This window comes from Sphingomonas kaistensis (assembly GCF_036884275.1).
GTDB classification, from domain to species: domain Bacteria; phylum Pseudomonadota; class Alphaproteobacteria; order Sphingomonadales; family Sphingomonadaceae; genus Sphingomicrobium; species Sphingomicrobium kaistense_A.
This window is the reverse complement of sequence record NZ_CP145607.1, coordinates 700,822-713,878: the sequence shown is the minus strand read 5'-3', so window position 1 is coordinate 713,878 and position 13,057 is coordinate 700,822. Positions and strand designations below refer to the sequence as shown.

Genomic DNA, 13,057 nt, shown 5'->3' with positions numbered 1-13,057 from the left:
GCTTACGCGTCTCCTCCGATGCAGCGTTCCTCGATGATGGCGAGGCCGTAGCCGCTGAGGCCGACGGGTGTGTGGCGGGTGTTGGTGAGCAGGATCATGTCGTGGATGCCGAGCGCGGCCAGGATCTGCGCGCCGATGCCATAGCTCCGCAGCGCTTCGCCTTCCTCGACCTCCTTGCCGACGCGACGGTCGGCCGCGCGCGAAAGGGAGCCGGGGCTGGCGGCGTGAAGCGCGACGATGACGCCCGAGCCCTGCTCCTCGATCATCCGCAGCGCGCCGGGAAGGAGACCGCCACGATCGGACGGCTCGCCGAGGACGTCGGCGAACAGGTCGAGGCTGTGCATCCGGACCATCACCGGTTCTTCCGGATTGAGCGGCCCGAGGATGAGCGCGAGCTGCTCGGCGCCGGTGGCCTTGTCGCGGAACACCTGCGCCTGCCATTCGCGGCCCGAGGGGCTGTTGAACGGGGTGGCGGCAACGCGCTCGACCAGATGATCGCGGCGAAGGCGATAAGCGATGAGATCGCGGATCGTCCCGATCTTAAGGCCGTGGGTACGAGCGAACTCGATCAGGTCGTCGAGCCGGGCCATGGTGCCGTCCTCGCGCATGATCTCACAAATCACGCCCGAGGGGTTGAGCCCCGCGAGGCGGCTGACGTCCACTGCGGCCTCGGTATGGCCGGCGCGGACCAGTACGCCGCCGGGGCGGGCCACCAGCGGGAAGACGTGGCCGGGGGAAACGAGCTCTTCCGAGCTGTTGTTGGCGTCGATTGCGACAGCGATGGTCCGCGCGCGGTCGGCGGCGCTGATTCCGGTCGAGACGCCTGTCTTGGCCTCGATCGACACGGTGAAGGCGGTTTCGTGCCGCGTGCCGTTGTTGCGGCTCATCAGCGGCAGGCCGAGCGTGTCCACCCGGTCCTTGGTCAGCGCAAGGCAGATCAGACCGCGGCCGTGGCGAGCCATGAAGTTGATGGCGTCAGGCGTCGCCATCTGCGCGGGGATGACGAGGTCACCTTCATTCTCGCGTTCATCATCGTCGACCAGAATGAACATGCGGCCGTTGCGAGCCTCGTCGATAATCGCTTCCGGTCCGACCAGCACCTCGGTCGTGCCACGGGCCAGCAATTTCTCGAGACGCCCGAGGGTGTCGGCGGTCGGGTTCCAGTCGGGCGACCCCAGTTTGCGGAGAGAATTGGGATGCAGTCCGGCAGCGCGCGCGAGCCCGGAACGGCTGCTCTCGCCGGTCTCGATGATGGCGGTCAGACGGTCGATGAGTTGATTGGCCATTCGACGCCAATATCACACGGCAATGTGATTGACTACCGGCGCTAGAACCATCTCAATGTGATGAGCGAGCCGCCATCATCCGCTGTAAATAGCGCGCCAGCACATCGATTTCGACATTGAGCAGTCGACCCACCGAGAGATCGGAGAAGGTCGTGTGTTCAGCCGTGTGTGGGATCACGTTGATGCTGAAGTGCGTACGACCTTCTTCGTCGCGGACGTCGTTTACGGTCAGCGAGACTCCGTCGAGCGTCACCGAACCTTTGGGGGCGATCATCGGACCGAGGTCAGCGGAGACGGCGAGGTCGATGCGTGTGCTGTCGCCTTCGGGGCAAAGGCCGATCACTTCTGCGAGGCCATCGACGTGGCCTGTGACAAGATGACCGCCGAGCTCGTCGCCCAGGCGCAAAGCGCGCTCGAGGTTGAGGCGAGCGCCTTGTTGCCACAGTCCCGGCGCCGTCTTGGACACCGTTTCGGCGCTGAGGTCGGCGGCGAACCAGCCGTCGCCCTTGTCGACCACGGTCAGACACGCGCCCGAGCAGGCGATGGACGCACCCAGATCGACGCCGGCCATGTCATACCCGCAGTCGACCACGATCTTGAGATCGCCGCGCTGGTCGGCGGTGCGGACGGTACCGATGTCGGTGATGATGCCGGTGAACATGCCTTACCTCGTGGGAGAGCGGACGCGCTCGTAGACTTCGAGCCGGTCGATGCCAAGCTGGCGCCCGTCGCGCGGCTCCCACCGCCCGTGCGCATCGCCGATCGCATCGAGCCCGATATAGCCGACGCTCTGCCGTCCTTCGCCGATAATGATCGGCGCCCGGTAGAGTAGGATGCGGTCGACCAGATCCTCAGCAAGGAAGGCAGTAGCGGTGGAGGAGCCGCCTTCGACCAGCAGGTCGTTGACGTCATGAAGCCCAAAGATGTCCTGCGGCGAGCGCAGCATTTCCCACCCATCGACCGGTTCGCCCCGGCTGAGCAGGGCGCGGCGGGGTGAGCGCTCTTCAAGGCCGGGCAGGCGAACGTCGAGGCGGGGGCGGTCGGCGGCGAGCGTGCCGCGACCGACCAGGATCATGTCGCAATGCGCGCGTTCAAGGTGAACATGGGCGCGCGCGTCTTCACCAGTGATCCATTTGGATTCCCCCGACGGCAGCGCGATCTTGCCGTCGATCGACAGCGCGAGCTTGAGCGTGACGCGGGGGCGGCCGAGGCGCCTCCGGGTCAGCCAGCCGGCCATGCTGTCGCGCGACTCTGCCTCTCCAATGCCGACGCGCACATCGATTCCAAAGGAGCGGAGGCGGGCTAGTCCTTCTCCGGCCGTACGCTCATCAGGGTCCTCGATCGCGGCGACGACGGTTGTGACGCCACTGGCGAGGATGAGGTCAGTACAGGTAGGGCCCCGTCGGCTCTGATGATTGCAGGGTTCGAGCGTGGTGTAGAGCGTCGCTCCCGCCGCGCGCTCACCGGCGATCGCAAGCGCAATGGATTCGGCGTGCGGACGGCCGCCGGGCGCCGTGGCGCCTTCGCCGAGGATCGCGCCGTCAGCGCCGACGATCAGGCAGCCGACATTGGGATTGGGCGCGGTGGTCCCGCGCGCGGCCGATCCCAGCCGCACGGCTTCCGCCATCCACTCGGCGTCACTCGATGCCGAAGCTATTGGCGATCTCCTTGAACTGCTCCTGTCGCTTCGCGGCACGTTCCTCGCGGGCCGCCTGGTCCTTGACCTGGTCGGCCTTGATCTCGGCGTCGGTGCGGTTTTCCGACCAGCTGTCGACGTAGGTGACGGTGACCGGCGGCGCGGTGTTCACCTTGGCGTCGAGAAAGAAGACCACGACGATGACGACCGTGAACAGGACGCTGAGACCGGCGGCGATGAAGCTTTCGCGGCTGCGGCGGCGCATAACGCTGCCAAGATCGCGCAACGCCGTCCGGGGACCGTGCATCGGTGGAAAGAAACCCATTGCCGCGATGTAGGTGGTCAGGGGCCGCGCCGCAAATACGCTCGCGGCCCCTGGGCCCTACTCCTCCAGTTCGAAACGGAGGGTGATGACCAGCGACGAGGCGACCGCCCGCCCGTCCTCGGTCGCCGGCCGGTAGCGCCAGTAGCGCAGGAGATGGCTACGGGCGGAGGCGAGAAAGGCGGGATCGGCGGCGCCGACAGGCTCGACCGCCGTCACCCGCCCGCGCGGATCGATCGACAGGCGGAGGCGAAGCACGGCTTCTTCCTCGGTCCGTCGCATCGATTCCGGATAAGGCGGGCGGAGGAGATCGGCCGGGGTTGCCGCACGCGGGCCGACCTTCACCACCGCAGGCGACGGGAGCGGCGGGCCGGCCGGGGGCAGGGTTGCTTCAAGCACCGGTCCGATATCGGGCACTTGGGGGTTGATCGCGGGGCCCGCGTCGAAACTTTCGGAGGGAAGCGGGGTCTGGATGACGGGCGGGAGACGATCGACATGACTGTCGGCCGGCGGCGGGGTCCTGGTGTCCTGGCGGACCTGCGGCTCGGGTTTCGGTTTGGGCTGCTCCGGCGGCGGCTCAAGGGGAATAAAGGTGGTCTCGGTAATCACCGGTTTGGGAAACAACGGAATGTCCATTTTCGCGGTGATCAGGAGGCCGATCGCAATGGCGTGACCGCCTGCAATCATGACAAGGGCGGAAGGGCTGAGCCGGCGCCGGCCCTCCTGGTTGGCGGCATAGGCGAGCATGGCAACCTCCTCTTCATCGCGAGTCGATAAACAGTATGTTACATCATTACATTTTGGATGCAAGGGGTTGGGCTGCGAGCCGTCGTCGGCGGTTTTCCCTATTCTCCGGCTGCGGCCTGCAGCCGCGCTAGACTGCGCTCTTTGCCGATCAGTCGCCCCAGCGGCGCCATTTCGGGTCCGCTTTCGCGGCCGGTCAGTGCCATCCGGAGGGGCTTGAACAGGCTTTTGCCCTTGCGCCCGGTATCGGCCTTCAGCGTGTTGGTGAGCGCGTGCCACGGATCTTCGGACCAGTCGGTCTCGGCGGCGAGGACGACCGCGTTACTAAGGAAGGCGCGGTCTTCGGGTTCGAGGTCGGGGGCGGCGATGTCGCCTCGGACGACTTCCCGCCACTCATCGACCTCACTGACATGATTGAGCGCCGTGCGGAGCACCGACCAGGTGGTTTCATCGACCCAGTCGGGCAGGCGCTCGACCGCGGCGGCGAACGGCATGACATGAAGCAGGCGCGCGTTCAGTTGCTCCACCTCTGCCATGTCGAAATGCGCGGGGGCGCGGCCGAAATGGGCGAAGTCGAAGCTGGCGGCGAGCGGACCGAGCTCGGCCATCGCTTCGACCGGCTGACTGGTGCCGAGACGGGCGAGCAGGCTGAGCAGCGCCATCGGCTCGAGCCCGCGCTCCTGCATCTCGCCGACACCGACCGCGCCGAGCCGCTTCGACAATTTGCCCTCGGCCGCGACAAGCAGCGCTTCGTGGGCGAGTTCGGGCGGCTGGGCGCCGAGCGCGGCGAACATCTGCAACTGAACCGCGCTGTTGGAGACGTGATCCTCGCCCCGGACGATGTGGGTGATGCCGAGGTCGATGTCGTCGATCACGCTTGGCAGCAGATACAGCCAGCTGCCGTCGGCGCGGCGGATGACGGGGTCCGACAGCAGCCGCGGATCGAATTTCTGTTCGCCGCGGACGAGGTCGGTCCAGCCGATCGCATCGTCGTGATCTAGGCGAAAGCGCCAATGCGGGTCGCGGCCTTCGACCGGCGTGTTCTCGCCCTGTGGCCGCTCGTAGATCGGCGGCAGGCCGCGACCGAGGAGCACCTTGCGGCGAAGGTCGAGCTCTTCGGGCGTCTCGTAGCAGGCGTAGATCCGCCCGGCCGCGCGCAGCCGCTCGAACTCGCGCTCGTACAGGGCGAAGCGGTCCGATTGGCGCACGGTCGCGTCGGGATGCAGACCGAGCCAGGCGAGATCGGCGTGAATCGCGGCTTCCGCCTCAGCGGTCGAGCGCTCCCGATCGGTATCGTCGATGCGCAGCAGGAATTTGCCGCCGTGCCGCGCGGCGAACAGGTAATTATGCAGCGCCGTGCGGATGTTGCCGACGTGGAGGCGGCCGGTCGGCGAGGGGGCAAAGCGGGTTACAACGGTCATTCGCCGGTCCGGAAAGCATTGGTGATGGGATAGCGGCGGTCGCGCCCGAAGTTGCGGCCGCCAAGCTTGACCCCGGGCGGGGCCTGACGGCGTTTGTATTCGGCGCGCAGCACCATCTTTTCCAGCGAGGCGACCAGCGCGAGGTCGCTGCCGGTTTCCGCCGCGACCTCGTGGACGCTGAGTTCGCGGTCGATCAGGCCGTGGAGAATAGGATCGAGCTTGGCATAGGGCGGCAGGCTGTCCTCGTCCTTCTGGTCGGGGCGCAGCTCCGCGCTAGGCGGCTTGGTGATGACGCGCTCGGGCATGACCGCGCCGGCCGGGCCCAGCAGGCCTTCGGGGCGATGAGCGTTGCGCCAGCGCGAGAGGGCAAAGACGGTGGTCTTGTAGGCGTCTTTCAGCACCGAATAGCCGCCAGCCATGTCGCCATAGAGGGTGGCGTAGCCGACGCTCATCTCGCTCTTGTTGCCGGTAGTCAGCAGCATCGGTCCGAATTTGTTGCTGAGCGCCATCAGCGTGACCATCCGCAGGCGCGCCTGGATATTCTCCTCGGCAAGATCACGCTGGCGGCCGGTGAAGGCCGACCCGAGCATCGCGTCGAGCGCATCGACGGCAGAGGCGATGGGAATGACGTCATGACGCAGGCCCAGCAAGTCGGCCGAGCCGGCGGCATCGTCGAGGCTGTCCTGGCTGGTGAAGGCCGAAGGCATCATCACCCCCCAGACCTTGTCGGCCCCCAGCGCATCGACCGCGACGGCAGCGGACAGCGCCGAATCGATTCCGCCTGACAGGCCGAGGATCACGCCCGGAAAACCGTTGCGGCCGACGTAGTCGCGCAGGGCGACGACCATCGCGAGATAGACATCTTCGGGATAGGGCGAGAGCGCGTGGGTATCGCTCGTCTCGCAAACCCAACGACCGTCGGTGCCCTTGCTCCATTGGGTGAGCAAAAATTGCTCTTCCCAATCGCGCATCTGAATGACGCGGGTACCGTCGGCGTTGAACACCATCGAACTGCCGTCGAACGCCAGCTCGTCCTGCCCGCCGACGCGGTTGAGGTAAACGAGGGGCAATCCGACTTCCTTGGCGCGGCCGCTGAACAGGCGCTGGCGCAAATCGTCCTTGTCGATCTCGTACGGGCTGCCGTTGGGGCTGAGCAGGATTTCGGCGCCGCGTTCGGCGAGGTGGCGAGGAACGGTCTCGAGCCACAGATCCTCGCAGATCGGAATGCCGATCTTGACGCCCTTGAAGGTGAAGGGTTCGGGCAACGGGCCGTGCGAGAACACGCGTTTTTCGTCGAACGTCCCGTAATTGGGAAGCTCGTGCTTCAGCGTGACGAACAGTTCGCGGCCTTCGTCGGCGACGATGACGGCATTGTAGGCCTTGCCCTCGCGTACCACGATCGAGCCGAAGACGACCGCCGGGCCGGGCTTCGCGGTGGCGGCGACCAGCCGCGCGGCGGCGGCTTCGGTTTCGCGCAGGAAGGCGGGCTTCAGCACCAGGTCCTCGGGCGGATAGCCGACCAGTTGCAGTTCGGGGACCAGCAGCAGGTCGGCGCCCGCGGCTTGCCGACGCATCGCGAGGATCGCCTCGGAATTGGCGTGCAAGTCGCCGACCCGCTGGTTCATCTGGGCGAGCGCAATCGTCAGGCGGTCGGTCATTCGGTGTCCCTAGGCGATGAGGCGGGCTTTCGTCCAACGCCCGACGCGGTTAGGGGTGCGCCGACCATCGGGGGAAGCATACATGAAACTGCTGGCCGGCAATTCCAACGCGCCGCTTGCCCGCGCGATCAGCGATTATCTCGAGATTCCGCTGACCAAGGCCAGCGTCCGCCGCTTCGCCGACGAGGAGATCTTCGTCGAGATCCTCGAAAATGTCCGCGGCGAGGACGTGTTCCTGATCCAGTCGACCAGCTATCCCGCCAACGACAATCTGATGGAATTGCTGATCTGCATCGATGCGCTGCGCCGCGCGTCGGCCAAGCGGATCACGGCAGTAGTGCCCTATTTCGGCTATGCCCGGCAGGATAGAAAGCCCGGGCCGCGCACGCCCATTTCGGCCAAGCTGGTGGCGAACCTCATCACGACGGCGGGCGCCAACCGAGTGTTGTCGGTCGATCTCCACGCCGGGCAGATCCAAGGCTTCTTCGATATCCCGACTGACAATCTGTTCGGTGCGCCGGTGATGAGTGCCGACATCCAAGCGCGGTTCGGCGACCAGCCGATCACCGTCGTCTCTCCCGACGTCGGCGGTGTGGTGCGTGCACGCAGCCTCGCCAAGCGGCTCGCGAACGCCCCGCTGGCGATCGTCGACAAGCGCCGCGAAAAGGCCGGCGAATCGGAAGTGATGAACATCATCGGCGATGTCGAAGGGCGCTTCTGCATCCTGATCGACGATATCGTCGATTCGGCCGGCACCCTGTGTAACGCCGCCGCTGCGCTGAAGGCGCAGGGGGCGAAGGGCGTCGTCGCCTATGTCACCCACGGTGTCTTGTCGGGCGGCGCCGCGGCGCGGGTGGCGGCGAGCGAGCTGACGGAACTGGTGGTTACCGACAGCATCTATGCCGGTGAGATGGACCTGCCGGGCACCAAGATTCGCCGTCTGACGATTGCCCCGCTCTTGGCCGAGGCGGTGCGCCGGATCGCCGACGAATCGAGTGTCTCAAGCCTGTTCGATTGATCGAGGGGGGAAGCGGGCCGCTGCAGTTCGGCCCGTCTCCAATGTGCGATCGTCAGCCGTTCGGCGCGAGAATGCCCGCTGCGACGTAGAGGATGGCTGCGACCGGGCCGGTGACGAGCACCGCGAGAACGATGGCCAGCCTGATCACCAGCGGGTCGGTGCCGGTCATGTCGGCAAGCCCGGCGCCGACACCCATCAGCTTGGCGTCGGTGCGATTGAGAACGAAGCGGCGGTTCATGATTTTGGTCTTTCGATTGGAAGGGATTGAGAAGCTCAGGCGATCGGAAGCGGGCCAACGGCGGCGCTGACGAACAGCGTGGCGGCGATAAAGGCGCCCGACATCGAAACGGCGACCTGGCGGAAGTTGAGAGCGATCATGGAAGTGGTCCCTTGTCTGTGTGATCGGCGACAGTGCCGGCCACACCCTGACAATGCAGGAGCCGTGCCAGTTTTGAATTCTCCAGCGATCAGAGACGCTTGGCCAAAAGCGTCGAGAACTGGAGCGCCATTTCCCAAGCTGAGTTGGGATAATTTCCCAACCGATGGTCCCGATCCGGTGACTTCCCCAACGCCGCGTTAACCATGCTCGCCAGCAGTCCGGAAAGGGATGAAGGTTAATAGCCGGCTTACCGCGTTGTCCGGTGTTCGGTGCCGGCACGCCAATGTGGGGAATGACACGACTATGAAGAAGATGATCCTTGCCGCGACCGCGCTGGTCGCCGTTGCCGCCGCCACCCCGGCTGCGGCCCAGAATGCGGTTTCGGCCAGCCCGCGCGCTCTTGCCGGCGCGCGTCTGATCAAGCCGCTCCAGCTGACCGCGCTGCGCAACCTCAACTTCGGCACGATCGTCATGGGCACGATCACCGGCGACCAGACCGTCAGCATCAACGGTGCGGGCGTGGTGAGCTGCGGTGTTGCCGGCGAAGGCCTGACCTGCACCGGCACCCCGACCTCGGCCGGGTATCGCGTTGCCGGCACCCAGGGCCAGGTCGTCACCATCTCGTCGGCCGCGGCGAGCTTCCCGCTGGCCGGCTCGAACGGTGGCACGCTTTCCTTCACCCCGAGCTTCCCGACCTCGTTGACGCTTGGTAACTCGGGCGCCCCGGGCAACGACTTCAACGTCGGCGGTTCGGTGGTCATCAACAACAGCACGGTCGATGGCGTCTATTCGGGTCAGATCGATATCCAGGTTGCGTATCAGTAAGCCGATCCAGCATAATCGGTGACGAGAAGGGCGGCCCTGAGAGGGGTCGCCCTTTTGTTTAAGCGCGAAACAGCGTTCACGCCGGCATGGTTAGCGCTTCATCAACCATTGACTGCGAAAACGCTCCGTAATGGTGGCAATCGTGCCGCCGTGGGGGAGCTCGATCCACGCCATGTCACTGATTACCCGTCTCGCCTTTCGCTCCGCACTGGTCGCGCCGCTGGTTGCGCTGGCCACTCCGGTTTCGGCCGGCGTCGGCGACCTGCTGGTCGCGCCGACGCGGATCATCCTGAACGGCGGCCGAGGAACCGAGGTCATTCTCAACAACATCGGCGACGACACCGCCACCTACCGCATCAGCGTCGAGGTGAAGCGGATGCGCGCCGACGGCTCGTTCGAGGACGTGGCCGCGCCCAATGCCCGCGAAGCAACCGCCCGCGACATGATCGTCTATGCGCCGCGCCGCGTGGTCCTGCCGCCGCGCCAGCCGCAGACCATCCGAATCGCCGCCCGCGCCCCCGCCGGGCTCGCCGACGGCGAATATCGCGTCCACCTGCTGTTCCGTGCCGTCCCGGCCGCCCAGCCGCCGGTCGCAACCCCGGCCGATTTCAAGGGCATCGGCTTTGCCCTGACCCCGGTTTACGGTGTCACCATCCCGGTCATCGTCCGCCTCGGCAATCTGTCCGCCAAGGCAGGCATCGCCAACGTCGGCAAGATCATGCTCGAAGGAAAGCCGGCAATCGCGATGGAGCTGAGCCGGACCGGCTCGCGCTCCACTTATGGCGAGGTCCGGGTGCTGAAGGCCGGAATGAAGGAACCGCTGGCCATCCAGCGCGGCATCGCCGTCTACACCGAAGTCGATTCCCGCACGGTCACCGTGCCGGTTACCGCGGAACTCGCCGCGCAGGCGACCGGGCCGGTGACGGTGCAATATGTCGAACTGTCGGACGGCGCGCCGCCCGCCGTACTCGCAGAAACCACCGCGGTCCTGCGCTAAGCGATAGGGGACGGTCGGGCGCTTCCCATGCTTAGTGGCTGGCTCCGGCTGCCCCTGACCCTGCTGGCCGCAGCAGGGATCGGCATGGCTGCGCCCGCGTCAGCACCGCCGTCCGGGCCGGCGTGGAGCGCCGATCCCGACAGCCAGTATCTCCTCGACCTCCAGATCCGCCAGCGCGCGCTGGGCGATGGGGTGCGCGCTTATCCGGTGCCTGAAGGCACCTGCGTCATCCTCGGCGACCTCGTCACCGCGCTCGACCTGCCGATCAAGATCGACCTGTCCGCGCGCAAGGCGCAGGGCTGGGCGTTCAAGGAAGCCAACCGCCTTGTCATCGACCGCGCAGTCGGCAAGGTCGCCTTCGGCGCGACCGGACAAGAGACGATCGCGCCCGGCGCCATTCGCGATGCGCCCGACGGCTGGTGCGTCGAAACCGCCACCCTGTCGCGCTGGCTCGGCCTGACGATCGAATCGCGCACCGATGCGTCGCTGCTCCTGCTCGAGAGCAAGGACAAGCTTCCGGTCGAGCTTGCCGCCGAACGGCGCGAGCGCGCCGCGCGCCTCACTCGTGCCAGCCTGCCGATGACCGCGCTGCCGCGCGTCACCCTGCCCTACCGGATGTGGCGCACGCCGAGCGTCGACGTCATGATGGACGCGGGCGTCACCTATTCCGCCGGAAGCGGTGCCAAGATCGACCATCGCGCCAGCATCCTCGCCGCGGGCGAGGCGCTGCAGATGAGCTACGAGGCGCGGGTATCGGTCAGCCGTGGCGGGTTGCCGAACGGCCTCCGTTTCCGCGCCTATCGCTCGGATCCCGACGCCGGGCTCCTCGGGCCGCTCAAGGCGACGCATCTCGCGGTGGGAGATGTCGAGGGCATCGGAAGCCCGATTGCCGGCACCACCGCGACCGGCCGCGGGGCGATGATCACCAATCGCCCCTTGTTTCAATCGGTCGCCTTCGACCGGACCCAGTTCAGCGGCGAGCTTCCGCCCGGGTGGGACGCCGAACTGTATCGCAACGGCGAGCTCGTCGCTTTTTCGGGCGACGCACCCGACGGCCAGTATCGCTTTGCCGACGTCGCACTCGGCTTCGGCGACAATCGCTTCGAAATTCTCACCTATGGCCCGCAAGGCCAGGTAAAGCGACGGGTCGAGATCGTCAACGTGGGCCAGGGCGCGGTGCCGCCCGGCGAAACCCATTATTGGGCGGGCGTGGTCGATCCGGGACGCGACTTGATCGAACGGCATCGCGGCGGTGCGCCGCCCAACCCCGAAGCTGGCTGGCGCGCCGCAGCAAGCGTCGAACATGGTCTGGACAAGCGCACCTCGGTGGCGGCGCTGGTCCAGACCTTGGCCGTTGACGATCGCCGCGTCACCTATGTCGAAGGCACGGTGCGTCGCTCGATCGGTCCGGCGGTGACCGAATTCGGTGCTGCGCGCGACAGCGCCGGCGGCGTCGCGCTGCGTGGTCAGGCGCTGGCCAAGATCGGCGCCACCAATCTTGCCTGGAGCAGCTTCTGGAGCCGCGACTTCGCCGCCCGCCCGAGCGGGCTGTCGGCCGTTAGCGAGCATCGCTTCAGCGTGGACGCGCCGTTGAAACTGGGCGGCGACACCGTGATGCCCCTGCATGGCGATCTCCGCCTTGCCTCGCGCAAGGATTGCGGACGCACGCTGGAGGCCAATGCGCGGACCAGCATCATGCTCAGCCGCTTCAATCTCGCAACCTTGCTTCGCTATCGCGAGGAACGGGCGCCCGGCGGGCTCGGCAATCGCAAGCAAGTCGAAGCAGGCCTGATCGGCAGCGGCCGGATCGGCCCGGTGCGCCTGCGCGGCGCCACCGAATTCGAGATCGCTCCCGCCAGCAAGCTGCGGCGGGCCGAAGTGTCGGCTTATTGGCGCGGCAGCGGATCGACCGACTGGGAAGGCGCGGTCGCCTATGAAGCGCAGGACCGCCTGGTGCGCGGGCGGGTGGCGCATATCCGCCGCTTCGACGCCTTTGCCGTTGCCGGAACGCTTGAGGCGGCGAGCAACGGCTCGGTCGCAGCCGGGCTCAACCTCAGTTTTTCGCTCGACCGCGGAAGCAACGGGTGGCGCGCCAGTCGGCAGTCGCTGGCCGCGACCGGCAGCGTGCGTGCGCAACTGTTCCGCGACACCAATGGCAATGGTCGCCGCGACGACGGCGAGAAACTGGAGGAAGGTGCGATCCTGACGGCCGGGACCCGCCCTGCCGACCAACCCAGCGGCAAGGACGGCTGGGCTTCGGTCGCCGGGCTGGACAATTTCCGGCCGGTCGCGATCGGCGTCGACACCAGTTCGCTCAGCGATCCCAACCTCGTCCCCGCGATCGCGGCGCAGGTGGTCGTTCCGCGTCCGGGCGTGTCGGCCGAGGTGATGATCCCCTTGTCGGGCGGCGGCGCGATCGAGGGCAGCCTCGTCAAGGACGGCGGCAGTGCGTTCGAAGGGCTCGACCTCGAGCTGGTCGACGAGCGCGGCAATGTCGTCGCTATTGCGCGCAGCGATTACGATGGCTTCTTCCTGTTCGAGCGCGTGGCGCCGGGCCGCTACCTGCTGCGCCTCAGCGAGGCCAGCCGAACCGCGGCCAAGGCACAAAGCGCCTCGCTCAAATCATCGGTAGAGCTTCAGCCCGAGCAGGCGGTGCTTCGTCTCGGGCCGGTGGTGGTCAAGGCCACGGCGCAGATCGCGGCCGTTAACCACGAAGTCGTCTCAGGCGACTTCGCCGTACTCAAGCGGTAGCTGATCCAGTTTTTCGGGGG

Annotated in this window: 12 protein-coding genes; 4 read left to right on the top strand and 8 right to left on the bottom strand. The window is 66.7% G+C overall.

Going from position 1 to position 13,057, the window contains the following annotated elements; genetic code table 11:
• Nucleotides 1–2 precede the first annotated feature (2 nt).
• From ribB to V6R86_RS03320, 7 genes are all read right to left on the bottom strand, one after another.
• Complete coding sequence (gene ribB / locus V6R86_RS03350; protein WP_338502100.1) at nucleotides 3–1,286, bottom strand: 3,4-dihydroxy-2-butanone-4-phosphate synthase; 1,284 nt, start codon at nucleotides 1,284–1,286, stop codon at nucleotides 3–5.
• Between the two features lie 52 nt (nucleotides 1,287–1,338).
• Nucleotides 1,339–1,947 (bottom strand): riboflavin synthase, encoded by a 609-nt coding sequence (locus V6R86_RS03345; protein WP_338502098.1) that lies wholly within the window; start codon nucleotides 1,945–1,947, stop codon nucleotides 1,339–1,341.
• A 3-nt stretch (nucleotides 1,948–1,950) separates the two neighbouring features.
• Complete coding sequence (gene ribD, locus V6R86_RS03340) at nucleotides 1,951–2,913, bottom strand: bifunctional diaminohydroxyphosphoribosylaminopyrimidine deaminase/5-amino-6-(5-phosphoribosylamino)uracil reductase RibD (protein WP_338502097.1); 963 nt, start codon at nucleotides 2,911–2,913, stop codon at nucleotides 1,951–1,953.
• Between the two features lie 10 nt (nucleotides 2,914–2,923).
• Nucleotides 2,924–3,187 (bottom strand): hypothetical protein, encoded by a 264-nt coding sequence (locus V6R86_RS03335; protein WP_338502096.1) that lies wholly within the window; start codon nucleotides 3,185–3,187, stop codon nucleotides 2,924–2,926.
• 117 nt (nucleotides 3,188–3,304) lie between these two features.
• The gene (locus tag V6R86_RS03330) at nucleotides 3,305–3,991 is read right to left on the bottom strand and encodes an energy transducer TonB (RefSeq protein ID WP_338502095.1); all 687 of its coding nucleotides are present in this window, start codon (nucleotides 3,989–3,991) and stop codon (nucleotides 3,305–3,307) included.
• A gap of 98 nt (nucleotides 3,992–4,089) precedes the next feature.
• On the bottom strand, nucleotides 4,090–5,409 hold the full coding sequence (gene gltX, locus V6R86_RS03325) for a glutamate--tRNA ligase (protein WP_338502093.1): 1,320 nt from the start codon (nucleotides 5,407–5,409) through the stop codon (nucleotides 4,090–4,092).
• Nucleotides 5,406–7,067 carry an NAD+ synthase gene (locus V6R86_RS03320; protein WP_338502091.1) on the bottom strand — a complete coding sequence of 554 codons (1,662 nt, stop codon included), beginning with the start codon at nucleotides 7,065–7,067 and terminating at the stop codon, nucleotides 5,406–5,408. Before V6R86_RS03320 ends, gltX begins: the two co-directional genes overlap by 4 nt.
• 82 nt (nucleotides 7,068–7,149) lie before the next feature.
• On the opposite strand from V6R86_RS03320, the gene V6R86_RS03315 reads away from it, so the two are divergent.
• Nucleotides 7,150–8,085: a ribose-phosphate pyrophosphokinase gene (locus tag V6R86_RS03315; protein ID WP_338502090.1), complete on the top strand. Its 936-nt coding sequence runs from the start codon at nucleotides 7,150–7,152 to the stop codon at nucleotides 8,083–8,085.
• Between the two features lie 52 nt (nucleotides 8,086–8,137).
• Here V6R86_RS03315 and V6R86_RS03310 read toward each other — a convergent pair whose 3' ends face one another.
• Nucleotides 8,138–8,323, bottom strand: coding sequence for a PspC domain-containing protein (locus tag V6R86_RS03310; protein WP_338502088.1), 186 nt, complete (start codon nucleotides 8,321–8,323; stop codon nucleotides 8,138–8,140).
• Between the two features lie 444 nt (nucleotides 8,324–8,767).
• Here V6R86_RS03310 and V6R86_RS03305 point away from each other — a divergent pair, with 444 nt between their 5' ends.
• The 3 genes from V6R86_RS03305 (at nucleotide 8,768) to V6R86_RS03295 (ending at nucleotide 13,037) form a co-directional block, all read left to right on the top strand.
• Nucleotides 8,768–9,289: a DUF4402 domain-containing protein gene (locus V6R86_RS03305; protein ID WP_338502086.1), complete on the top strand. Its 522-nt coding sequence runs from the start codon at nucleotides 8,768–8,770 to the stop codon at nucleotides 9,287–9,289.
• A gap of 130 nt (nucleotides 9,290–9,419) precedes the next feature.
• Nucleotides 9,420–10,286, top strand: a complete 867-nt coding sequence (locus tag V6R86_RS03300; protein ID WP_338502084.1) for a molecular chaperone — start codon at nucleotides 9,420–9,422, stop codon at nucleotides 10,284–10,286.
• A gap of 27 nt (nucleotides 10,287–10,313) precedes the next feature.
• The gene (locus V6R86_RS03295; protein WP_338502082.1) at nucleotides 10,314–13,037 is read left to right on the top strand and encodes a carboxypeptidase regulatory-like domain-containing protein; all 2,724 of its coding nucleotides are present in this window, start codon (nucleotides 10,314–10,316) and stop codon (nucleotides 13,035–13,037) included.
• Nucleotides 13,038–13,057: the final 20 nt, after the last annotated feature.

Coding starts and splice junctions, on each gene's coding strand:
- V6R86_RS03295 (WP_338502082.1), top strand. CDS start 10,314: ATGCTTAGTGGCTGGCTCCGGCTGCCCCTGACCCTGCTGGCCGCAGCA.
- V6R86_RS03320 (WP_338502091.1), bottom strand. CDS start 7,067: ATGACCGACCGCCTGACGATTGCGCTCGCCCAGATGAACCAGCGGGTC.
- V6R86_RS03335 (WP_338502096.1), bottom strand. CDS start 3,187: ATGCGCCGCCGCAGCCGCGAAAGCTTCATCGCCGCCGGTCTCAGCGTC.
- V6R86_RS03310 (WP_338502088.1), bottom strand. CDS start 8,323: ATGAACCGCCGCTTCGTTCTCAATCGCACCGACGCCAAGCTGATGGGT.
- V6R86_RS03345 (WP_338502098.1), bottom strand. CDS start 1,947: ATGTTCACCGGCATCATCACCGACATCGGTACCGTCCGCACCGCCGAC.
- V6R86_RS03330 (WP_338502095.1), bottom strand. CDS start 3,991: ATGCTCGCCTATGCCGCCAACCAGGAGGGCCGGCGCCGGCTCAGCCCT.
- V6R86_RS03300 (WP_338502084.1), top strand. CDS start 9,420: ATGGTGGCAATCGTGCCGCCGTGGGGGAGCTCGATCCACGCCATGTCA.
- V6R86_RS03305 (WP_338502086.1), top strand. CDS start 8,768: ATGAAGAAGATGATCCTTGCCGCGACCGCGCTGGTCGCCGTTGCCGCC.
- ribB (WP_338502100.1), bottom strand. CDS start 1,286: ATGGCCAATCAACTCATCGACCGTCTGACCGCCATCATCGAGACCGGC.
- V6R86_RS03315 (WP_338502090.1), top strand. CDS start 7,150: ATGAAACTGCTGGCCGGCAATTCCAACGCGCCGCTTGCCCGCGCGATC.
- gltX (WP_338502093.1), bottom strand. CDS start 5,409: ATGACCGTTGTAACCCGCTTTGCCCCCTCGCCGACCGGCCGCCTCCAC.
- ribD (WP_338502097.1), bottom strand. CDS start 2,913: ATGGCGGAAGCCGTGCGGCTGGGATCGGCCGCGCGCGGGACCACCGCG.